The sequence below is a fragment of the Halopelagius fulvigenes genome (assembly GCF_055398025.1).
In genome coordinates this window covers 1,339,116-1,360,783 of record NZ_AP043846.1, presented here as the reverse complement: position 1 = coordinate 1,360,783, position 21,668 = coordinate 1,339,116, and the positions used below count along the sequence as shown (strand labels likewise).

Annotated in this window: 16 protein-coding genes and 1 pseudogene; 8 read left to right on the top strand and 9 right to left on the bottom strand. The window is 64.8% G+C overall.

Annotated elements, in window-relative coordinates; translation table 11 throughout:
- Positions 1-29: 29 nt before the first annotated feature.
- The 3 genes from ACZ522_RS11560 (at position 30) to ACZ522_RS11550 (ending at position 5,506) form a co-directional block, all read left to right on the top strand.
- A complete protein-coding gene (locus ACZ522_RS11560) occupies positions 30-1,442 on the top strand; it encodes a DHH family phosphoesterase (protein WP_379699396.1) in 1,413 nt (470 codons plus the stop codon).
- A 124-nt stretch (positions 1,443-1,566) separates the two neighbouring features.
- Complete coding sequence (locus ACZ522_RS11555) at positions 1,567-4,155, top strand: PAS domain S-box protein (protein WP_379699398.1); 2,589 nt, start codon at positions 1,567-1,569, stop codon at positions 4,153-4,155.
- A gap of 190 nt (positions 4,156-4,345) precedes the next feature.
- On the top strand, positions 4,346-5,506 hold the full coding sequence (locus ACZ522_RS11550; RefSeq protein WP_379699401.1) for a DUF7344 domain-containing protein: 1,161 nt from the start codon (positions 4,346-4,348) through the stop codon (positions 5,504-5,506).
- A gap of 47 nt (positions 5,507-5,553) precedes the next feature.
- On the opposite strand, the pseudogene ACZ522_RS11545 reads toward ACZ522_RS11550, so the two are convergent.
- Positions 5,554-5,787: pseudogene (locus tag ACZ522_RS11545) on the bottom strand (NADH-quinone oxidoreductase subunit C); the annotation flags it as partial.
- A gap of 113 nt (positions 5,788-5,900) precedes the next feature.
- Between ACZ522_RS11545 and ACZ522_RS11540 the strand changes: the two are divergent.
- On the top strand, positions 5,901-6,557 hold the full coding sequence (locus tag ACZ522_RS11540) for a helix-turn-helix domain-containing protein (RefSeq protein WP_379699404.1): 657 nt from the start codon (positions 5,901-5,903) through the stop codon (positions 6,555-6,557).
- 144 nt (positions 6,558-6,701) lie between these two features.
- Positions 6,702-7,616: an alpha/beta fold hydrolase gene (locus tag ACZ522_RS11535; protein ID WP_379699407.1), complete on the top strand. Its 915-nt coding sequence runs from the start codon at positions 6,702-6,704 to the stop codon at positions 7,614-7,616.
- An 825-nt stretch (positions 7,617-8,441) separates the two neighbouring features.
- Here the strand turns inward: ACZ522_RS11535 and ACZ522_RS11530 are convergent.
- Genes ACZ522_RS11530 through ACZ522_RS11520 form a run of 3 tightly spaced genes read right to left on the bottom strand, consistent with a single transcriptional unit; the run spans position 8,442 to position 10,911 of the window.
- On the bottom strand, positions 8,442-9,650 hold the full coding sequence (locus ACZ522_RS11530) for a Tm-1-like ATP-binding domain-containing protein (protein WP_379699409.1): 1,209 nt from the start codon (positions 9,648-9,650) through the stop codon (positions 8,442-8,444).
- On the bottom strand, positions 9,647-10,081 hold the full coding sequence (locus tag ACZ522_RS11525) for a cupin domain-containing protein (protein ID WP_379699411.1): 435 nt from the start codon (positions 10,079-10,081) through the stop codon (positions 9,647-9,649). Before ACZ522_RS11525 ends, ACZ522_RS11530 begins: the two co-directional genes overlap by 4 nt.
- A complete protein-coding gene (locus ACZ522_RS11520) occupies positions 10,078-10,911 on the bottom strand; it encodes a phosphoenolpyruvate hydrolase family protein (protein ID WP_379699413.1) in 834 nt (277 codons plus the stop codon). Before ACZ522_RS11520 ends, ACZ522_RS11525 begins: the two co-directional genes overlap by 4 nt.
- 142 nt (positions 10,912-11,053) lie before the next feature.
- Between ACZ522_RS11520 and ACZ522_RS11515 the strand changes: the two genes are divergently transcribed.
- The 3 genes from ACZ522_RS11515 to ACZ522_RS11505 all read left to right on the top strand — a co-directional run bounded on the left by ACZ522_RS11515 (position 11,054) and on the right by ACZ522_RS11505 (position 13,435).
- Positions 11,054-11,371 carry a DUF5783 family protein gene (locus ACZ522_RS11515; protein WP_379699416.1) on the top strand — a complete coding sequence of 106 codons (318 nt, stop codon included), beginning with the start codon at positions 11,054-11,056 and terminating at the stop codon, positions 11,369-11,371.
- Positions 11,372-11,409: 38 nt separating this feature from the next.
- On the top strand, positions 11,410-11,772 hold the full coding sequence (locus tag ACZ522_RS11510; RefSeq protein ID WP_379699418.1) for a NifU family protein: 363 nt from the start codon (positions 11,410-11,412) through the stop codon (positions 11,770-11,772).
- Between the two features lie 124 nt (positions 11,773-11,896).
- Complete coding sequence (locus tag ACZ522_RS11505; protein ID WP_379699421.1) at positions 11,897-13,435, top strand: sulfatase; 1,539 nt, start codon at positions 11,897-11,899, stop codon at positions 13,433-13,435.
- Between the two features lie 100 nt (positions 13,436-13,535).
- Here ACZ522_RS11505 and ACZ522_RS11500 read toward each other — a convergent pair whose 3' ends face one another.
- From ACZ522_RS11500 to ACZ522_RS11480, 5 genes are all read right to left on the bottom strand, one after another.
- Positions 13,536-14,177 carry a helix-turn-helix domain-containing protein gene (locus ACZ522_RS11500; protein WP_379699423.1) on the bottom strand — a complete coding sequence of 214 codons (642 nt, stop codon included), beginning with the start codon at positions 14,175-14,177 and terminating at the stop codon, positions 13,536-13,538.
- A gap of 485 nt (positions 14,178-14,662) precedes the next feature.
- Positions 14,663-14,989 carry a DMT family transporter gene (locus tag ACZ522_RS11495; protein ID WP_379699426.1) on the bottom strand — a complete coding sequence of 109 codons (327 nt, stop codon included), beginning with the start codon at positions 14,987-14,989 and terminating at the stop codon, positions 14,663-14,665.
- 63 nt (positions 14,990-15,052) lie between these two features.
- Complete coding sequence (locus ACZ522_RS11490) at positions 15,053-15,949, bottom strand: ketopantoate reductase family protein (protein WP_379699429.1); 897 nt, start codon at positions 15,947-15,949, stop codon at positions 15,053-15,055.
- Positions 15,950-16,004: 55 nt separating this feature from the next.
- A complete protein-coding gene (locus ACZ522_RS11485) occupies positions 16,005-16,298 on the bottom strand; it encodes a DUF7130 family rubredoxin-like protein (RefSeq protein WP_379699431.1) in 294 nt (97 codons plus the stop codon).
- Between the two features lie 288 nt (positions 16,299-16,586).
- A complete protein-coding gene (locus tag ACZ522_RS11480) occupies positions 16,587-21,665 on the bottom strand; it encodes a DNA polymerase II large subunit (RefSeq protein WP_379699434.1) in 5,079 nt (1,692 codons plus the stop codon).
- Between the last annotated feature and the right edge of the window lie 3 nt (positions 21,666-21,668).

Sequence of the window (21,668 nt, the reverse complement as noted above, 5' to 3'; positions counted from 1 at the left end):
GCATACCGACCCTACCCGGAGTAACAGCAATGGCAGGACCCGTCCCCGAACTCGATGCGCGCGCCGAGGCGTGCGCGGACCGACTGCGCGAAGCCGACCGGGTACTCCTCGCCTCGCACATCGACGCCGACGGGCTGACGAGCGCCGCCGTCGCCTCGACGGCGTTGGAACGAGCGGGGATTTCCTTCGAGACGGTGTTCGCAAAGCAGTTAGACGAGAGCGAAGTCGCACGGATAGCCGCCACGGAGTACGACACGGTGCTCTTCACCGACTTCGGCAGCGGTCAGTTGGACGTCATCGCGCCCCGCGAGGAGGCGGGCGCGTTCACACCGGTCATCGCGGACCACCACCGACCGGCCGACGCCGAGACGGAGTACCACCTCAATCCGCTGCTCTTCGGCATCGACGGCGCGTCGGAACTCTCCGGCGCGGGCGCGAGTTACGTTCTCGCTCGCGCACTCGAACCGGAGGGGGGCGACAACCGCGATTTGGCCGCCCTCGCCGTCGTCGGCGCGGTGGGCGACATGCAGAACTCCGACGGCGGCCTGCGCGGGGCGAACGCCGAAATCGTCGAGGAGGGCGTCGCCGCAGGCGTCCTGGAGGAGGCGAAGGACCTCGTCCTCTACGGGCGGCAGACCCGCCCCCTCCCGAAGTTCCTGGAGTACGCCAGCGACGTCCGCATCCCCGGCATCTCCAACGACGCCAACGGCGCGGTGCAGTTCCTCTCGGACCTCGATTTCGATCTGAAGGCCGACGGCGAGTGGCGGCGGTGGGTGGACCTGACGATGGACGAACGGAAGACCCTCGTGAGTGCGTTGCTGCGGCGGGCCATCGCCTCGGGCGTCCCCGCCGACCGAATCGAGAACCTCGTCGGGACGACGTACACGCTGACCGCCGAGGAGGCGGGCACCGAACTCCGCGACGTGAGCGAGTTCTCCACGCTCCTGAACGCGACGGCGCGGTACGAACGCGCCGACGTGGGGTTGGCGGTCTGTCTGGGGAACCGTCAGGGTGCGCTCGACAGCGCCCGAAAGTTGCTCAGGAACCACCGGCGGAACCTCTCCGAGGGCCTCCGGTGGGTGAAAAACGAGGGGACGGCCGTCGAGGAGCACGTCCAGTGGTTCGACGCGGGGACGCGCATCCGCGAGACGATCGTCGGCATCGTCGCCGGGATGGCCGTCGGGTCCGGCGGTATCTCCCGAAGCAAGCCCATCCTCGCGTTCGCCGAGAAGTCGGACGCGGAGGTGAAAGTGTCCGCCCGGGGGTCGCACGTCCTCGTCCGAAAGGGACTGGACCTCTCGGCGGTGATGCGCGAGGCGTCGCGGGCCGTCGGCGGCGACGGCGGCGGCCACGACGTCGCCGCGGGCGCGACCATCCCGAAAGGGACGGAACGGGAGTTCGTCGCGGAAGCCGACCGCCTCGTCGGCGAACAACTCAAATAACGCGGCACTCGGCCGTCGGTTCGTCGTTATATCGGCTCGTTAACCGCGTGAAACGGAGTGAAATTCGCGCGAACGGAAGTAACCGACGCGGCGCTTATCTCCGTCGGGGTCCGACCTCGGGAAGATGTCCCCCGTACCGGACGGTACTCCGCCGTCTTCCGAACGGACGCTCGACGACTGGACGATGGACGTTCCCGTCGGCAATCTCCTGTCGCGCGCGGACATCGCGACGTTCGAACTGACGCCTAACGGGAAGATTTCCGACGTTAACGACGCGTTCACCTCGCTCGCCGGGTACGCTCGGGAGACGCTTCTCGACCGCCCGTTCTCGCACCTCACGGCGTCCGAACGCCTGCCGCCGCCCGTGGAGGCCTTCCTCGGGGCGTCCGAGGGGGACGACCCCCCCGAGTCGGTGAGCGCTACCGCGCCGTTGGAGACGGCGTCGGGGACTGCCGTCCTCTGCGAGGTTCACCTCCAGCGGAACGGGCGGTCCGGGGGCGACGAGCGGTATCTCGGCGTCGTCCGGCGGAAGGGGCGTCCCGAACGCGGAGGGGACGACGGGCGCGAACGCCCCGAGGACGCGCCGGCGAAAGCGTTCGTCGCACTCGCCGACGCCGTCCGAGACGGCATCATCGTCCTCGACGCCGACAGCCGGATTCAGTACGCGAACCCCGCGGTCGAGCGGATTCTCGGCTACACGTCCGAGGAGTTGGTCGGAGGCAGCAAGATACAGATAATTCCCGACCGACTGCAACAGGTCCACCTCGACGCCCTCCAGACGTACCTCGATACGGGGAAGCGAAACATCGACTGGGGGTACGTCGAACTGCCGGGACAGCACAGAGACGGCTACGAAGTTCCGTTGGGCATCTCGCTGAACGACTTCTTCTTCGAGGGAAACCGGTACTTCGTCGGCCTGTTCCGGGACATCTCGAAGCGGAAGAAGGCCGAGCGAGAACTGGCCGCGAAGGCCGCCCAACAGGAGACGGTCGCGGAGTTGGGTCACGAGGCCCTCACGGCGACCGACGTCGATTCGCTCCTCGACGAAGTCGTCGGGCGCGTGGCCGACACCCTCGACGCAGAGTACTGCGAAGTGCTCGAACTCGACGTGGACGCGGAGCGATTCCGGTTCCGCGCGGGAGTCGGGTGGGACGACGGCGTCCTCGAATCCGCGACTGTCCCCGTCTCGGAGGCGACGCAGGCGGGGTACACGCTCAGCACCGAACGGCCCCTCGTCGTCGAGGACTTCGGGACCGACCCTCGGTTCGAGGGGACGGGCGGAATCGCCGACTTCGGCGTCCGAAGCGGAATCGACGTGATAATCGGCCCCGCGGACGACCCGTGGGGCATCCTCGGCGTCCACGACGCGGCGGCGCGGGAGTTCAGCGCGTACGACGTCCACTTCGTCGAGAACGTCGCCCACATCGTCGCGAGCGCGATAGACCGACACGCCTACACCCGTCAGTTGGAGGTCCAACGGGAGGAACTGGAGGCGTTGAACCAACTGAACCGGCTCGCGCGGGACATCCAGCGGGCGATAATAACGGAGTCCTCCCGCGAGGAGATAGAGCAGTTGGTGTGCGATCGACTCGCGCGGAAGGAGAACTACTCGTTCGCGTGGATAGGGCAGGTGGACTTGGCGGGCCAGACGCTCACCCCGGTCGCGCGGGCGGGGGACGACCGGGGCTACATTGACGACGTGACGGTGACCCTCGACGAACGGGACACCGGGAAGGGGCCCGCCGGGATGGCGGTCCAGACCTGGAACGTGCAGGTCGTCTCCGACGTCGAGACGGACGGGACCTTCGAACCGTGGCGAGAGGCGGCCCTCGAACGCGGCGTCCGGTCGGTGGCGACGATACCCATCGTCTACGAACAGACCGTCTACGGCGTCCTCGGCATCTACTCCGGGGAGAAGTCCGCGTTCGGACCGGACGCGCGGTCGATTTTCGGGTCGTTCGGCGAGATGGTCGGCCACGCTATCGTGGCGGCGACGCAGAAACACGCCCTCCTCACGAGGGAGATGACGGAGGTGACGCTCCAGTTGCAAAACCTCGTCGACCTCGTGGACGGCGGGGCGTCGAACCTCCCGGAGGTAGCGGTGTCGCAGGTGGTCCCGACCGGACGGGAGAGTTACGTCCTCATCGGGACGGCCGCACCCGAGGCGGAGGCGTCGATTCGCGAACTCGCGGAGGGAGCGCCGTCGGTTTCGGACGTGAGCCTCGCCGAGGAGAAAGACGGCGAACTGCGGTTCAGACTGCGGATACGGAACCCGCCGCTCATCTCGCAGGTGGTCGCGCGCGGCGGACGGGTCAGCCGAATCGTCGTCAACGACGCGGGACTGACGGCGACGATGGAACTGCCGCCGCACGTCGAGACGTCGGAGATAGTCGAGGAGGTGAAGGCGTCGTACCCCAGCGCCAACATCCTCCTCCAACGGCGGAAGACGGTCGAACGGTCGGTCGCTTCCGAGAAGGGGCTACTCGACTCGTTGACCGAGCGTCAGCGCACCGCCCTCGAACTGGCGTACCGCCAAGGGTACTTCGAGTGGCCGCGGAGGAACAGCGGCGAGGATCTCGCGGAGATTCTCGACGTCTCCCCCGCGACGTTCCACCAACACCTCCGAGCCAGCGAGCGGAAGTTCCTGACGGCGATATTCGACGGCGCGAAACCGTCCGCCGGGCGGGATAACGGCGGCGCTCGCCGCGATTAATCCGATCATACTCTCACCGGTCGAGCCCAGCGACCGCCGTCGCGCGGTCCGTGCCGCCCGTGTGCCTGTGAATTCGGCAGTAACTCAGAGACGTCTGAGATTCCAGAAATGAGACCCGTTAGGGCGTTCCAACACTGTTAGGTGAATTCCTTATCGGGTCTAGTTACCTAGGCGAAGTAACGACTAACCTATGGATAACTCGACTAAAGCCCTCGTGGAGGCGCTGGCGGTGACGCGGCGGCGGTACGTCCTCTCTATTCTGAGCGACCACCGCCGCGGACTGCGGGAGGGCGACCTCGCGACGATGGTCGCTTCGATGGAGACCGGAGACGCGTTGCGAGACGTCTCCGAGGACGCGCACCGACGCGTTCGGATCGACATCCGACACCGGCACCTGCCGAAACTCGAAGCGGCCGGACTGATACGGAGAGACGACGCGGGGACCGTCTCCGCGGCGGACAATCTCCTCTCGGAGGCCGAACCGGTGGCGGAGCTCCTCGAAGCGCCCACGGAGGTCACCGAAACGCAGGAACGAGTGCTGGAGAACGCCGTCCGGCCGCGCCGCCGGGCCGTCCTCTCGGTTCTCGAAGCGTCGGCGGGATCGCTTTCGCTTCGGGAATTGGGGGAACGCGTCGTCACCCGGGAGGAAGACGCCGCGGTATCGGACGTCTCCGAGGACCGCCTCGAAGAAACGCTCGTTTCGCTTCACCACGTCGACCTCCCGAAACTCGAAGACGCCGACCTCCTCGCGTACGACCCCGACGCGCGAACGGTCACCCGCCGGAGCGACGCGGAGTTCGACGACGAGTGGTTAGACGAGTCGGCGTTCGAGGCCGCCTGCGACGAACTCTCGAACGCGCAGGCGGGAGACGTCTGGACCCTCGAAGGGCGGGAGAACGTCATCGCGCGCGGGCAGTCGCTGTTCGAGGAGGTCGAGGACGAACTGTTCATCATGATAACGACCGACGGACTCCTCGAAGAGGGCTGCATCACCCGTCTCCAAGACGCCCTCGACCGCGGCGTGGACGTGTACGTCGGGTCGCAGACCTGGGCGGTCCGAGACCTCGTCCGCCGGCGCGTCCCCGAAGCGACGATATGGGAACCGCAGTTAGACTGGCTGAACCTGCCGCCTCACCGCGAGAAGCTCGGTCGCTTGGTGCTGGCGGACCGCGAGGCCATCCTACTGGGGTCGCTCGGCGAACCGAGCGGCGACGGCGTGCCCGTCGAGACGGCCGTCACGGGCGAGGGCGAGGACAACTCGCTGGTGATACTGATGCGGGAACTCCTCGGGAGCAGAATCGACCACCTCGACCACCAGAGCGCCGACTTCCTCGACCACCTTCCGCTGTAATCTCTCACGCCTCTTTCGCCGTCCTCGGAAGTTACGAACTAGCTACTGAGATGATAGACTGTCTCGAAGCGGTCGCCGTACTCCCGGGCAGCCACACACGAGCAGTGGTCAAGTCCTACCTCTGAGTGAAGTGTCGAGAGCACTCTTCGGACTCGGTCGGCCCGGATCACGACAGCGGGGGCGTTCTCGTGTGATTCACGGCCGAGGAGGGCATTGTCGGCGAGGGCTGTGATGACCTCGTTCACGAGGTGGTCGCCGATTGAGCGTTGTTGCCGTTGCATCGTCCACAGGGTGCCACTTTCCGGTATAGTTCGGTAGGCACCTGCCTCACCCGTGGTGGAATTTAAGTGGGGATGAGCCGTGGTGTTTAATTCCGAGCACTCCTGGTTCTTGTATGCGATATCTCACGGTATTAGTCAAACCGGATGGAAGGGGTGCTTTCCATCCACTCGGAAAGGAACTGGCAGATGACCCGTCGATCAGGCGGCGGGCCATTCATCATATCGAGCTTCTTGATGATGATACTGTACTCCTATTTGCCGAGGCAAGCGGCAGTAAGGAACGGTACAAACGGATTATGGAGAAGTCCCCTTATGTTATTAGTTATCTCATCGCCGGAGAAGACCGGTGGATGGCTGTGAGCCAGTTTGAACCGACAGAAGATGTTCGCCGGTCCCTTGAACTGCAACGAAAATCGCGTCTGGTATTCGAGACACCTATTCAGTTCACGTCCGACAATCATATTAAAGTCACATACTTAGGAACTGACGAAGAATTCAACAAACTGTACGAATATACTGAAGAGACGGAAAAATTCGAATTTGATATTCTCAAAATTGGCGATTATGAGGCTGACGAATCGTCAGTCAACAGGATAATCACAGATAGGCAAGAAGAAGTGCTTGAGGCGGCAGTTGATCTAGGGTATTATAATGAACCTCGCCAAGCATCTCTTGAAGACATCGGCGAGATCGTTGGGATTTCTCCCGGAACGGTCGGTGAGCACCTTCGGAAGGTCGAAGAACGTGTCTTCACCGAACTCGTCCACTGACTCCCGTTCCCAGTCACCAACCCTGCCGACGGCGTGAAAATCACCAACACACCACTGTTGGGCTCGAGAATTTAAAAGGAGCCACGTCAGTGCGGCAGTCCTTGTAATCAGCTCTGCCGCATATTTCTACCCAGAGGTAACACGATGTCAGCCACGAAACCACCCACAGCCGCAGATACGGTCACAAACACTGATGCATCGTTACTCACCGATCACGATGTAGAATCCACCTATCGCGACATCAACGGCGTGCAGTTACACATCGTCGCCGCCGGCGACCCCGACGCGCCACTGGTCGTCCTCCTGCACGGACATCCCGATTTCTGGTACGGCTGGCGCGATCAGATCTATTCGCTAGTTGAGGCCGGCTTCCGTGTGGTCGTCCCGGACCAACGGGGCTGTAATCTAAGCGAAGCGCCCGATGAGATCGGTGCCTATCGACAATCGGAACTAGTAGCTGACGTGCGTGAATTGATCCACAGTGAGGACCGGGAATCGGCCCACGTCGTTGGACACGACTTCGGTGGGTTCGTCGCCTGGAACGTAGCACTCCGTCACCCCTCCATGGTCGATCGACTCGGGATATTCAACGTCCCCCATCCGACAGCGTATCGAGATACTTTACGATCCAGTCCCCAGCAGATCCTGCGGAGCTGGTACGTCTGGTTCTATCAGGTACCGAAGCTCCCTGAATGGATGTTGACCCGGAACGATATGGCCAATATGGTTGATTCTCTCGAAATAACGTCCAACTCTGGAACGTTCGACGAGGAAACGATTACCTGCTACAAGGCGGCCTGGCAGCACACCGGCATTCGACCGAGAATACACTGGTACCGTGGATTCCTCCGATCAGAAAGCCCACCACGCAACACTGTTACCCAGCCGACGCTGATTTGTTGGGGAGAAGACGACATAGCACTCCTTCCCTCAACGGCCGAAAAGAGCGTGGACTACTGTGAAGACGCTCAGCTACAGATGTTCCCTGACGCGTCACATTGGGTACATCATGAGCGTGACGAAGTTACTGAAGCGCTACGCCGTCATCTCTCTAAATAACAGACACGAACCAACCGATCGTCAACCGAGTAGTGAAGTGAGACTTTATTGTCAATATTTAAGGAGAGCAACAAGCGCTCCGTTGACGAGGTCGCCCTCGGCCACAGAGAGATTCGAGAATCGTATGCATTGAGACGACCAGTCTCAACTTCAACATCCGATTCCGTATAGCATCATGAACTATATGGAGTGAGAGGTCGGCGTCCGTCTCCGATCGTCGAAACCGACGTCAGTCGGCCGAAAGCCGGTCGAACGGCGGGATATGGGGCCCGACTGACGGAACCGGCGAGTTCGGAGGAGGAAAGGCGAGTCGCGCCCTCCCGAGTTCTTCGCGTGAGGGCGGTTTCGTATCGCCCTCGGACGCCTCCGGGTCGATCCTCTCGCAGAGCGTCCTTCGGAGCGGATTTCGCAGTGGATCATGTGAGATAACATCTAACGGATAAGTGGACGGGTTCGTACACCGTTTCGGGGTGTACGAAACGGGGTGAGTGCGCCCCGTGGGACTTCCGGACGCGGGCCGGTCCGACCGCCTCCCTCGACGCCGCGGAGAGATCAGCCGAAATCAGGGAGTCGGCGGCGAAAGGAAGGTGCGACGCGATACCGCCGAGATGTCGCTTCTCGGGTCGAACCTCGGCGAGTACTCCCGTTCTCGCCCCGGTAGTCGTCCGGGAGAGCACCGATGTACCACCCGATTCGCTCGGACTCCGCGTGAGACGCCCGAAACCGCCGTTCGGAAGCGTTTGAGCGTCGAAAGACGGATTCGGAGAGACCGTCACGAACATCGTCATAAATTAGATACCGCTATACAGAATTCGGTTCGGCTGGCTACGTCGCCTCCACGAACTCGTGGAGTTTCTCGGCCATCGCCTCTGCGAACGCCTCGTCGTTGATGTCGGCGTCGAGTTCCACGAGTTCGACGCTGTCGGCGACGTTCTCCCGAATCGCCTCGAACAGGGCGTCGTCCGCCTCCGGGCGGTGGAACTCCTCGCCCTCGGCGTCGAGCATCGAGACGCTTCGGAGGGGGAGAAACAGGGCCGTCGGCCCGGCGGCGTCGTTCAGCTTCTCCGCGAGGACGCGCCCGAGTTCCGCGTTCTCCTCGGGCGTCGTGCGCATCAGCGTCACCGTCGGATTGTGGGCGTGGAGGTGCCTGTCGCGGAACTTCTCGGGCACCTCCTCCTTCGGCCCGAAGTTCACCATGTCGAGTGCGCCGACGGAGACGACCTGCGGGACGCCGCGTTCGCCCGCCGCCTCCAGACGGTCGGGTCCGGCGCTGAGGACGCCGCCGACGAGTTCGTCCGCCAGTTCCGTCGTCGTCGCGTCGAGGACCGCATCGACGACGCCCTGTTCGACGAGGTTCTCCATCGCCTCGCCGCCAGTGCCGGTGGCGTGAAAGACGATGCACTCGTAGCCGCGTTCCTCCAACCACGCGCGGGCCGCCTTCACGCAGGGCGTCGTCACCCCGAACATGGTGACGGCGACGGTCGGACCGTCGTCCGCCTCGACGTCCGCCTCGTTGGTCACCATGCCGACCATCGCGAGGGCGGCGTTGGAGATGATGCGCCGGGAGAGTCGGTTCAACCCCTCGATGTCGGCGACGGAGTACATCATCGTGATGTCGCGCGCGCCCACGTACGGGCGTGTGTCGCCGGAGGCCATCGTCGAGACGACGAGCTTCGGGACGCCGTACGGAAGCGCCCGCATGGCTGTCGTGACGACGGAGGTGTTTCCGGACCCGCCGAGGCCGAGAACGCCGTCTAAGGCGCCCTCCTCGTGGAGTTCCTCGACGACGCGGGCGGCCCCGCGACCCATCGCGTCCATCGACTCGCCCCGGTCGCCCGACTCGCGGAGCGATTCGACGGTCGTCCCCGCGCGGTCCGCGACTTCGGCGTTCGTCGTGTCCGGTTCGAAGGCCGGGTCGCCCATCACGCCCACGTCCACGACGTGGACGTCCACGCCGTGGTCTGTCAACACGTCGCGGGCGAACGCGAACTCCTCGCCCTTCGTGTCGAGAGTACCGACGAGTGCGACGGTCACGCGCCCTCACCTCCGGCGTCCCGCGTCGGCAGTTCCCCCGGCGGGACGACGGTGCACTCGGGCATCTCGCGGAGTCGTTCCTCGGGTCCCGGCGGCGCGTACACCGCGAGGAGACTGAGCGTCTCCCATCCGGTGTTGACCGTGCTGTGGGGAACGCCGCGGGGGACGAACACCACCTCGCCGGCTTCGACGCCGCGCGTCTCCTCGCCGACGGTCTGTTCGCCCTCGCCGTCGAGGACGTAGAGAATCTCGTCGCTCTCGGGGTGGTCGTGTCGTTCGTGGCCCTTGCCCGGTTCGAGTCGCACGACGCCCGCGCTGAACCGCTCGGAACCGGTCACTTCGGGCGTGTTGAGCCACTTGAGGACGCCCCAGTCGAACACCAGACTCTCCACGTCGTCCGGCGAGACGAACCGCGTCTCGTCGTCGCTCATAGCGAGATGTCCTTGAACTCGCGGGCCTGGTTCTCGATGGCCTCCTCGGTGGGGAGGCGTTCGATGCTGGACGCGCCGAAGAACCCGACGACCCCCTCCGTGTTCTCGATGACGTACCGGGCGTCGTCGGGCCACGCTATCGGTCCGCCGTGGCAGATGACGAGAACGTCCTCGTTCGCCTCGACGGCGGCGTCGCGAATCGCCTGCACCCGCTCTGCGGCCGTATCGAGGTCCAACGACGTCTCCGCGCCGATGTCGCCGGAGGTGGTGAGTCCCATGTGCGCGACGATTACGTCCGCGCCCGCCTCGGCCATCTCTCGCGCCTGTCTCTCGTCGAAGACGTACGGACAGGTGAGCATCCCCCGTTCGCTCGCCTCCCGAATCATCTCGACTTCCTTATCGTAGCCCATCCCGGTCTCTTCGAGGTTCCGTCGGAACTGGCTGTCCTCGTCGATGAGGCCGACCGTCGGGAAGTTCTGGACGCCGGAGAACCCCTGTCGCTTCAGTTTCTCGACGAAGACGTCCATCTGCCTGAACGGGTCGGTGCCGTTGACCCCCGCGAGGACGGGCGTGTCCTCGACGACCGGAAGCACCTCGTGGCCCATCTCCACGACGATTTCGTTCGCGTCGCCGTACGGGAGGAGCCCGGCCAGCGACCCCCGCCCGTTCATCCGGTACCGACCGGAGTTGTAGACGATGAGGAGGTCCACGCCGCCGCGTTCGGCGAACTTCGCCGAGATTCCCGTCCCGGCCCCCGCGCCGATTATCGGATCGCCCGATCCCACCGCGTCCCGAAGTCGCTCCATCGAGTCCTGTCTGTCGAACTGCATACGTACGACATGAACGTAGATTATGTTAATTCGTTGCAATTTTGTCGACGGGCGTGAACGTCACGCATTCGGTCTATCCCCGGCGCGGAACTCGCCGACTCGAACCACGCCGACTTTTATCCGCGACGGCGAACGTTCGGGTATGACCGACTTCGACCCCGAGAAGTTCGAGGACAAGTACGTCCACTACTTCCCCGAACTCCAACGCGCGTACAAGAACGCGTTCGAGACGATGAACGAGGAGTACGACTCGACGCTGATACACGGCATCGACCAGGAGATTCTCAACGAGTCCGAACCGATGTACGAGGACGGCGAGTTCCGCATCGACTTGCCGGAGAACCCCCACGACCGCCTCACGAGCGTCGTCGTCGACGACGAGAAACTCGACGCCACGCTGGACCGATACACCGACGAGATTCGGGCCGAACTCCGGCGCGTCTTCGGTGTACAGTCCTGAACCAAAGGCCTAAGCCAGTTCGTCTCGAACCCGGAACCATGAGTACGGACGCGACCGACGGAGACGACGACCTCAAAGACCGGGTCACGAACTTCCTCCGCCGGAACTTCCCACAGATTCAGATGCACGGTGGCTCCGCGGCGATTCAGCACCTCGACCGCGAGTCGGGCGAGGTCACCATCATGCTCGGCGGCGCTTGCTCCGGGTGCGGCATCTCGCCGATGACCATCCAGGCCATCAAGAGCCGCATGGTCAAGGAGATCCCCGAGATAGAGAAGGTCAACGCCGAAACCGGAATGGGCGACGACGGCGGCCACGGTGGCGGCATGTCCCCCTCGTTCCCCGGCGACACCGAAGGCGACGACGGCGAGAGCGACGAAGGGCCGCAGGCCCCGTTCTGAGGTTCGCGGTTTCCCCGATCTTCTTCGTTTTCGCGCCCGGCCAGCGGTGCGACCGGGTCGCAGGGAGCGGGAGCGAACGGGCGAGAACAGGAAGTTTATCCCGCGTTCGCCCGCACTGCGGGGTATGACCGAGTCGCCCGACAACGTCCTCTTCGTCGTGATGGACACGGTCCGGAAGGACCACCTCACGCCGTACGGCTATGAGAAGCCGACGACGCCGACGCTGGAATCGTTCACGGAGGAGGCGACGGTGTTCGAACAGGCCGTCGCCCCCGCGCCGTGGACGCTCCCGGTCCACGCGTCGCTCTTCACCGGGATGTACCCGAGTCACCACGGGGCCGACCAAGAGAACCCCTACCTGGAGGGCGCGACGACGCTGGCGCAGACGCTCTCCGCGGCGGGGTACGACACCGCGTGTTACTCCTCGAACGCGTGGATTACGCCGTACACCCACCTCACCAACGGCTTCGACGACCAGAACAACTTCTTCGAGGTGATGCCCGGCGACTTCCTGTCGGGTCCGCTGGCGAAGGCGTGGAAGACGATGAACGACAACGAGTCGCTTCGGGCAATCGCGGACAAACTCGTCAGTCTCGGCAACACCGCCCACGAGTACCTCGCCGGCGGCGAGGGCGCGGACTCGAAGACGCCCGCCGTCATCGACCAGACGAGGTCGTTCATCGACGACTCCGAGAACTTCTTCACGTTCATCAACCTCATGGACGCGCACCTGCCGTACCACCCGCCCGACGAGTTCGCCGAGGAGTTCGCCCCCGGCGTCGATTCGACGGAGATATGCCAGAACTCCAAGGAGTACAACTCCGGCGCACGCGACATCGACGACGACGAGTGGGAGGCGATTCGGGGGCTGTACGACGCCGAAATCGCCCACATCGACGACCAACTCGGCCGCCTGTTCGGCTGGCTGAAGGAGACGGGCCGGTGGGACGACACGATGGTCGTCGTCTGCGCCGACCACGGCGAACTCCACGGCGAACACGACCTGTACGGCCACGAGTTCTGCCTGTACGACCCCCTCGTGAACGTCCCCCTGATGGTCAAGCACCCGGAACTGGAGGAGGACCGCCGCGAGGACCAGGTCGAACTGGTGGACCTCTATCACACCGTCCTCGACGCCCTCGGCGTGGAGGGCGGCGCGCCCGCCGAACCGGGCGACGACGCCGTCGCACTCGACCGCACCCGGTCGTTGCTCTCGCAGTCGTACCGCGAGTTCGCCGAGGCGACGAACGACGACCCCGGCCAGATCGGCGACGGCGAGTACGCGTTCGTGGAGTACTCCCGCCCGGTGGTCGAACTGAAGCAGTTAGAGGAGAAGGCCTCGGACGCGGGTATCACGCTCCCGACGGACTCGCGGTTCTACTCGCGGATGCGCGCCGCCCGCCGGACGGACGCGAAGTACGTCCGCATCGACCGCATCGCGGACGAGGCGTACCGCCTCGATTCGGACCCCGACGAGACGGAGAACCTCGCGGACGAGGGCGACGAGGCAATCGAGGCGACGGAGGCGACGCTCTCGGAGTTCGAGGCGGCCGTCGGCGGCGCGTGGACCGACGCCTTGGACGACGAGGTGTCGGACGACACCGTCGAGGAGATGGACGAGGACGCCCAAGAACGGCTCAGGGACCTCGGCTACCTCGAATGAGAGCCCGAGGGAACCGTCGAAACGCCACCCCGGAGACGGTTCGGCGGGCCGCGTCGGATACGGGGCACGCGTTTGACACGCCTCGTCGAACGGGTCGGTGTCAAACGAGTTCCGTGATGATCTTCATTTCGATTTTCCGCAGGTGTTCGCCGACCGTCCCCGCGGAGATATTCGTCCGATCCGCAAGGTCACGGAGGGTCGCGCGCCGCGGCATCTCGTAGTAGCCCGCCTCGACCGCTAATTCCAACAACTCTCGCTGACGATCCGTCAGCAGCGACGCGAGCCGGCGCATATCCGGACGATACTCGCCAATCCCTTCGAGCGAAATCTGAATGCCGTCGGGGATTTCCGCGATTGCCTCTCGGAATTTCTTGTCCTCTCCGACCATGGTTACCCGAAGCCCACCCTGATCCGTGTACTCCATCGGCCAGTTCACAACGATCTCGTACCGTCGAAATATGCTGAGGAGGTCGGTCATAAGGGCATTCGCTCGAAAATGGAGATAGATGAGCCCTTCCGACGCCTCGGACTTTTCGCACGCCAGTACGTCCGGGTGGGCCTCCAGTAATTCCGCGCCCTCTTCGAAGTCGTCACGAAGTTGATACAGTCCGACGCCGGTTCCGTCGTCTAAGAGATTGATGTAGTGAATCGCTTCGACTTTCACCGCTCGATCGGTAGCGCACGCGCCGTTCGAACAGCGTTCATCGTCGATCTGAGGGATGACGAACGTAATGTATCTCATACTTCGGTTACTCTGTTCAGGAACGAGTCGACCGGATCGTATCCGTCGCCGCCGGTGCCGGGTCGAAGGGAGAATACGCATCGCGCATATATAAACCCGCCTCAGATGTGCGGCGCTATTGGCATGCACGGAGGGACCGTCTCTATCGCCATCTCATGCCGAACAGAGAAGCTGAAAGAGACGACAATCTCGGGAGCCGTACTGACGAATGAACCCGAAATCGATCGGATTGACCGTCCTCGGCGCCGTCGTGGCGCTTCTCGGGGTGTTATGGTTAGTTCAAGGTCTCGGGCTCGTCCAGATAGGTCCGATTCTGTGCGTCGCAGAGTGCGAACCGATAACCGGAAGATCAGTACAGTGGGCGGTCATCGGTACGATAGCCCTGTTCGTGGGAGCCGTCGCCGTCTGGGCGGGGCAGAGACGAATAAACCGATGAGCGTTCCGATCGGAGTCGTGACCACGATCGGACCGCTTCCTCACCGCGTCTATCCCGCGAACCGCAGTCCCGTGACTCCCGCGACGATGGCGGTGAGACAGGCGAGTCGGACCGGCGACGTGGACTCGCCGAACAGGACGATGCCGAGGACGACGGTGCCGACGGCGCCGACGCCGGTCCAGACGGCGTAGGCCGTCCCGACGGGCAACACTTCGACGGCCTTCGCGAGACCGGCCATGCTCACGACGAGGGCGACGACGACCACCGCCGTCGCGCGGAGGTTCGAGAAGCCGTCGGCGTACTCTAGTCCGACCGCCCACACCGTCTCGAAGCAGGCGGCCGCGAGGAGGACGAGCCACGCGGTCTGTTGGTTCACGCGCGTCGCTTCGGGGGACGCCGCCTTGACCGGTGCGGAATCGTCCCGGCGCGCACCGAGGGGTCAGCGAACCCCGCGACCCGCCTCCCAGGCGCGCAGGAGATCCGCGAGCGTCCGGTTCGTCGGCGCGTCGATTCCGTGCCGGTCGGCGCGTGCGACCACCTCGCCGTGGATGGCCTCGACTTCGGTCCGTCGGCCCGAGTCCACGTCCTGCAGCATCGACGACCGGTTGGCGGCGGTGTCCGACACCACCTCGTCCACCGCCGCGCGCGCGCCGCGGTAGGTGAGGCGGACGCCCTCGGCACGGGCGACGCGGACCGCCTCGCGCGCCGCGCGGTGGGCCACCTCCGACGCCGGTCCGTCGGCGAGAGCGCCGTTCTCGACGCGCGCGAGGGCGGTGACGGCGTTGATTCCCGCGTTGACGGCCAACTTCCGCCAGCGACGCCGCGGCATGTCCGTCGCCACGAGGGTCCGCAGGCCCGCGTCGCGGAACGCTTTGCCGACGCGTTCGGCGGCGGGGTCGGTGCCGCCGGCGCGCGCCCCCAAGACCACCCGCCCGACGCCGGTGCACTCGACGCGTCCGGGTTCGCGGAGGCGCGCGCCGTAGGTGGCCGTCCCCGCCAGGACCGTCGCGTCGAGCCTCGACGCGAGCGTCTCCTCGGTCAGGCCGTTCTGCAACGAGAGGACGGCGTCGTACGACCCGGTGGCGAGCGTTTCGGCGGCGGCGGCGGTGTCGAACGACTTCACCGTCACCACCGCCACGTCGGCGGCGCGCCCCTCGCCGTCGGTGACGGCGTCCGGGGCGGTGCGGGCCGTCTCCGCGCCGGTGACGGAGAGGCCGTCGACTCTGACCCGCGAGACGTGCGGGTCGCGCCCGACGAGCGTCACGTCGTGGACGCGTGCCAACAGACCGCCGACGAGCGACCCGAGGCTGCCAGCGCCGAAGACGAGAATCTCCATGCTCGCCTCGACTGCGAGCCTCCGGAAAAAGCAGTCGGATACCGTACGGCCGCGGTCAGTCCTCGGTCCAGTACATCAGGTCCTCTTTCTCCGTCCCGCAGTTGGGGCACTTCGGCGGCAGGTCGTCGTCTAACTCGCCCATCTCGCCGCAGTTCGTGCACCGCCACATCAACTCCGCCTCGCCGAACTCGTGGCCGGAGCGTTCGTGTTCGACGGACATCTTGTCGATTCCCTCCTCCGTCGTGACGAAGAAGCCGTCCGTGTCGAACCCGCGGATGTTTCCGAGGGGGCGTCCGTCTTCCGTGTACACTGTCATTCCGACTTTGGGTGCGGGGCTTTCTTCGGACATAGATGGGGGTTCGCTCGCCAGTCAGATAACTCTCCCCGCCGACACCTTCAGGGGGACGCGCCGCGATACGGGGCGAGAACCGAGAGCGGGGGACGTTCGGTGGCGGAGAACGCGAGATGTCGTACCGCGAGGCGAGCCCTCGCGGAATCTTTTTGGTGCAGATTTTCGCGAGGAGTGCGAGACAACGGAGTCGTCTCGCTTCTTCACGAGTGACCGTCAGTCACCCGTGAAGAGGGTTCCCACAGCGCACCGAAGGCGCGCGAGGAAACCCGACGAAGCAAAACGGTGCTACATGAAGTCCGAAATCTTCGAGGCTTTGTTCTTGTCGTTCTCGAAGACGGATTCGAGGCTCTTCTCTAAGACTTCGAGTCGCTGTTTCGTGTAGTCGCGGCAGCCGAACTCCTCGGCCACCTGAATCGCGGTGTCCATGTACTTGTTCACCGATCCGCGGTGGACGGTCAGGTTGACCCGGCCGCCGCACTCGCGGCAGTCGCCGGTGAGCGGCATCCGGCGGTACTTCTCGCCGCAGTCGAGACACCGCGTCTCCTGCCGGGCGAACGCGCGGAGGTTGCCGATGAGGTCCGGCAGGAAGTGGTACTCGATGACGCGTTCGGCCACGTCGGTTTCGTCCACGGCGCGGAGTTTCCGCGACAGTTCCAACTGCGCGTCCATCTTCTCCATCATCGACCCGAGCGTCTTGTACGCCGAGAGGTCCGGGCCGAGGGCGATGTCGGTGGTGTCGTGGGTGTGCTCGAACCCGCGGTACTCGTCGTCGGTGCCGAGGGTGTCCTCGCCGAGTTTGATGCGGTCCTCCATCTCGCCGGGGTCGGCCATCTCCAACGTCGCCTCGTAGAACTCCCGCGGGTACCGCCGGACGATATCCATGTTGTGCGCCTCGTCGTCTATCTCGGAGGGGTCGATGCGCGAGGACATCACGAGGGGCGCGTCCATCTGGCCCCCGCGCTTGTCGGGGAGGAACTGTTTCGAGAAGTTGAGAAGACCGTCCATCAGGAGCATCACGCAGTCCTCGTCTCCGTCGCACTGACCGACGAAGATGTCGTTCGCCACGAGCGAATGTGTGTCTTCGACGGTGAGACAGTAGGTGTGAGACGTGTCGGACTCGACGTACTCGACGGAGACGACTTCGTCGGTCCAGACGTCGCCTCCGTCACCGAGTAACCGTTGCGTCCGAGCGTCTGTCTCGGAGACGGCGGACCGAAGCGTCTCCTCTTTCCGGTCGAGATGGAAGCCGACACGCTCGGCAAATCGAACGGCGTTTTGAGAGGTTATCTTCAGCACCCACGTCCCGAACTCCGGTACGTCGTCGCCGTAGAACTCCGCTACTGCGCCGGTTTCCGGCGTCCGACGTTCCGTGTACGCCTTCGTGGCGATGCCGAACCGTTTCAACGCCGAGACGAGGTCCGTCTTGAGTTCGTCGCTGACTGTGTGGGCACGGATCTCGATGCGGTCCGTGGAAGCACTCCCGTCGCCGCTGAAGTACGCTGCGAGGAACGCACGGAGCACGCTATCCGAGGACGAGAACACGCAGTCGGGGATTCGCTTCGTCTCCGCACGTGAACCGGCACCGAGAACCTCGTCGAACAGTACGGCGACGAGTCGGCTAGAGACGGTGAGTTTCCACTCGTTCTCGTCGTACGCTTCGACGCCGAGACGGTCGGAGAGCGATTCGGTGATGACCTGACGGGCCGACTCGTCGGGGGTGCAAATCGTCGTCTGATAGTACTGACCGGATTCGCGTCGGGTGAATCCCTCTGCGGCGTAGTATCCGAGGACGGTTCCGAACCCTTCGTCTACCGTCAGATACCGATCGACCTCAGCCATGTCTCGTCTGATGGAGAGAGAAACGTCGTCCGGAACGATTTCGGGGAGTTCGTCGCTATCGAACAACTCACAGAGTACGTTCGTCGGGACGCTATCGCGTGATACCCAGTTGTAGACGGTCGAATCGCTGACGCCGAGGCGGTCAGCGACGGGCTTCAGATAGCCCGATTCGTCCGTGGCCTCGTCGAACAGCGTCCGAAGACCATCGGAGCCGATACCTCGTATCATCAACTCCTCGTTCGGAACCGAGTCGAGTTCGAGGAACGTCTCGAGGAGGTCGTACGAGCGAACTGCGCCGTCGAAGTCGAGCGCCTTCGGGGAGTACAGTTCGTCCCCGTCCGAGAGTTCGTTCGCCGGAACGCGTCCGACATCGCCGCCTTCGGAGCGAAGCATCGAGTGGTCGGGCGTCACCGTCAGTTCGCGGCCGCTCCGCGTCTCGATTCGGATCATGTGGTCCGGCGCGGGATGTTTCGACGCCGCTTCTACGGGTTTCAGAACCTCCTCGCCGGAGTCGTCTATCGACGGGACGAACACGTCGCCGTCGAGTTCCTGCACCAGCGTTCCGAAGTCGTCCGTCTCCGGGTCGGCGAGGCGTGCTTCGACGAACTCCTCGATTCGCTCGTGGTGCCACGCGTCGTCTTCGTCGCGGTACCACACCTTCGTCTCCGGGTGGAAACAGTTCCGACGTTTCGCGGCGTGAAAGTACGGATGAGCGTACCCGACCGCTGCTGACGTAAATCCGACAACTCTGCCGACGACGGCGGCGGAGGTGTGGGGTGCCATCCCGAAGACCAGTTCGCCGATGAGGTCGTCGCGTTCTTCGACCCCGTAGAACGGGTCGAGGCCGTAGAACTGGGTCAGAAGGTCGTCCACGAAGTCGGCCGTCTTCAGCATGTGCTCGGCCGCGCCGTCCGAGAGGACGATGTCTTGGACTTTGAGTTCGACCAGTTGGTCGTCGAACTGGAGGGGTTCGCCGTCGATGTCCGTCTCGTAGCCGAGTTCGCGGAAGTGGTCGGCCGTGACGTCGAGTTCCTCGGGGCGGACGGCGGTGACGGGCAGGTCCGTCATGTCGTAGCGGACGGTGCCGTCCTTGAACGAGGAGACGCCGTTCTTCGCCCGCAGGACGCCCTTCTCGATGGGTTCGGGCGTCTTGTTCGAGGAGGTGAGGCCCTTCACGCCCTTCAGGATGGGGAACGAAGACTCGCGTTCGCCGACGTTCTCCAACGCCTCGCGGAGTTCCGTCGAGAGGTCGATCTGGAACCAGTCGGGGCTCTCGACCTCCCGTTCGCACCGGTCGCAGTAGACGCGCCCCGACTCGTCGGGTTCGCGGACGGTGCCGCACTCCTCGCACTCGTAGTAGGGTTCGGTGTGGGCGTCGCAGTCGGGGCACTTCGATTTGAACGTGTGCGCGCCGCAGTCCGGGCACTCCCTGTCGCCGACGCGGACGTTCACCTCGCCGCGGACGCCCTCGTCGTTTCTGGCGCGGGCGGCCTCGCTCACGTCGCGTTGGTTGCCGCCCATCTCGCCGATGGGAAAGAGGGTGTGGACCGCCGGCGAGAGGTCCCTCGATTCGGACTTCTCCGGGCGGCCCATCCGGTTGCCGATGCGCGTCGGCGCCCGTTCTCGAATCTCGAACGGCGCAACCTCATTGACGGCTTTCACCGCGTTCTCGCCGCCGTCCCACTTTCGGGCCTCCGGCGAGAGGTCGTCCGCCTCCCACGTCCGTTCGAGGCCGGTCGTCAGTCCCAGCGAGCGAACGAGGGGACGCCACTCGGGGACGCGAATCGTCTCGTCGGACTGCGAGTGCTCGACGAGGAGGCGTTCGAGGACGCTCCGGACCGTCTCCGTGCGTTCGAGTTCGAGGACGCCGTCGCCGCCCTCGGGGCCTTCGGGGCGGACGACCACCCCGCCGTCGGGCTTCGCGTCCACGATTTGGCCGTCCGCGGCGGCGTCCGCCAGCGTCTCGAACTCCTCGACGCTCACGTCGTGCCAGAGGTACGTGTAGTCGGGGTGGAGGGGGCAGTCGTACTCGGCGGCCCACTCGAAGGCGTCCTCGGGCGAGGGGTGTTCGAGGTCGACGCTCGGGTCGTCCTCGAACGCCTGCACGGGCGCGCCCGCGGCGTCGAACTCCTGAATCCACCACTCGTAGACGTAGGAGGCGGGCGCGAGGGGGTGGTTGTTCTCGACGAACTCGCCGAAGTTGACGAGGTACTCGCCCAGATCGAGGATCTTCTCGACGCCGTTCCGGACTTCGAGGGCCTCTTCGGGGTCGTCGATGCGCCGCACGTCGCCGTTGGCGAGGCGAACCGTCGGCCCCTCGATGGAGTCGACGGGGACGACGCCGCCGGCCTTCCCGGGCCGTTCGGTCTTTATCTGCGTCCCGGTGGCGAGGAAGTCGTCCACGAGGTGCATCGTCGCGGGGTGGACGCCCGCCGTCGCGAACCCGTGGTTCCGTGATCGGCCGTAGCGGAGTCTGAACCCGCCCTCGGCGCTGGGGTGGCCGAAGACGGGGCGGCCGGCGATGAGGTCACGGAGGTACTTCGTCGCCGGTTCGACGCGGGCGGGACCGGCGGGTTCGGCGGGCGAGTCGTCCGCCTCCTCCCCCGCCGCGCCGTCCTCGCTCTCGTCGGCGGCGTCCTCGTCGGCGTCGGCCGCGTCTTCCGCCTCGTCCGTCCCGCCGTCCTTGCCGATGGTGCCGTCGATGAGGTCCTGCAGCCACGGCCAATCGACCTCGTCGAGTTGGCGGGTGTAGCGCTGAATCTTCGGGGCCTTGAGGGCGATACCCTCGGCCATGACGAGACACATGCCGCCGCGAGCGGAGTTGGTGTCCACGCGCTCTAAGTCGCGGAAGCCGGACACCTCCTCGTCGCCCGTCGCCTCGCCGTCGAGCATGATGGGCATGTGCTCCGCGATGAACTTCGTCTCCTTGTCCTTCGGCGAGTACTGGAGGCCGGTCTCCTTGTCGTAGAGGGCGATCTCCTCGGCGTAGCGCTCGACTTCGATGTCTCTGGCGTTGTACTCCTCGATACCGAGGAGGGAGCGAGCGTAGTCGGCGACGAGAACCGATAGCGCTTGGGCCGTCCCGCCGGCGGAGCGAATCGGGCCGGCGTAGTAGACGTTGACGAACTCGGTGCCGTCGTCGTTCTCCAGGATCTCGACGCGGTCGATGCCCTCGATGGGGGCGGCGACGACGCCCTCGGTGAGGAGGGCGACGGCCGTCCGAACCGCGCCCTCGACTTTGCCCTCGCGGGAGTCGTAGTCGCCGACGCTGCCCTCCACGAAGTCGGTGACGAGTTCGAGGGCGGCCTCCTCGCGGGACATCTGCCCTTCGAGTTCGCGGACGCGTTCCGCGACGCCCGGGATACCGAGGATGTTCTCCACCCGGTCGGCCATGTCCTTGGCGACCGGTATCTCCACGTCCGTCTCGGGGTCGTGCCCCTGCGCCTTCGCCGCGCGCGCGGTGTCGAACGCCTCGTCGAGGCGGTCTTCGATGCGCGCGAAGTACTGTTCGTCCTCTCGTCTCACGGC

Excerpts from the sequence above, each read along its gene's own strand:
- ACZ522_RS11560 (WP_379699396.1), top strand. The coding sequence starts at position 30 with ATGGCAGGACCCGTCCCCGAACTCGATGCGCGCGCCGAGGCGTGCGCG.
- ACZ522_RS11555 (WP_379699398.1), top strand. The coding sequence starts at position 1,567 with ATGTCCCCCGTACCGGACGGTACTCCGCCGTCTTCCGAACGGACGCTC.
- ACZ522_RS11550 (WP_379699401.1), top strand. The coding sequence starts at position 4,346 with ATGGATAACTCGACTAAAGCCCTCGTGGAGGCGCTGGCGGTGACGCGG.
- ACZ522_RS11540 (WP_379699404.1), top strand. The coding sequence starts at position 5,901 with ATGCGATATCTCACGGTATTAGTCAAACCGGATGGAAGGGGTGCTTTC.
- ACZ522_RS11535 (WP_379699407.1), top strand. The coding sequence starts at position 6,702 with ATGTCAGCCACGAAACCACCCACAGCCGCAGATACGGTCACAAACACT.
- ACZ522_RS11525 (WP_379699411.1), bottom strand. The coding sequence starts at position 10,081 with ATGAGCGACGACGAGACGCGGTTCGTCTCGCCGGACGACGTGGAGAGT.
- ACZ522_RS11520 (WP_379699413.1), bottom strand. The coding sequence starts at position 10,911 with ATGCAGTTCGACAGACAGGACTCGATGGAGCGACTTCGGGACGCGGTG.
- ACZ522_RS11515 (WP_379699416.1), top strand. The coding sequence starts at position 11,054 with ATGACCGACTTCGACCCCGAGAAGTTCGAGGACAAGTACGTCCACTAC.
- ACZ522_RS11510 (WP_379699418.1), top strand. The coding sequence starts at position 11,410 with ATGAGTACGGACGCGACCGACGGAGACGACGACCTCAAAGACCGGGTC.
- ACZ522_RS11505 (WP_379699421.1), top strand. The coding sequence starts at position 11,897 with ATGACCGAGTCGCCCGACAACGTCCTCTTCGTCGTGATGGACACGGTC.
- ACZ522_RS11500 (WP_379699423.1), bottom strand. The coding sequence starts at position 14,177 with ATGAGATACATTACGTTCGTCATCCCTCAGATCGACGATGAACGCTGT.
- ACZ522_RS11490 (WP_379699429.1), bottom strand. The coding sequence starts at position 15,949 with ATGGAGATTCTCGTCTTCGGCGCTGGCAGCCTCGGGTCGCTCGTCGGC.
- ACZ522_RS11485 (WP_379699431.1), bottom strand. The coding sequence starts at position 16,298 with ATGTCCGAAGAAAGCCCCGCACCCAAAGTCGGAATGACAGTGTACACG.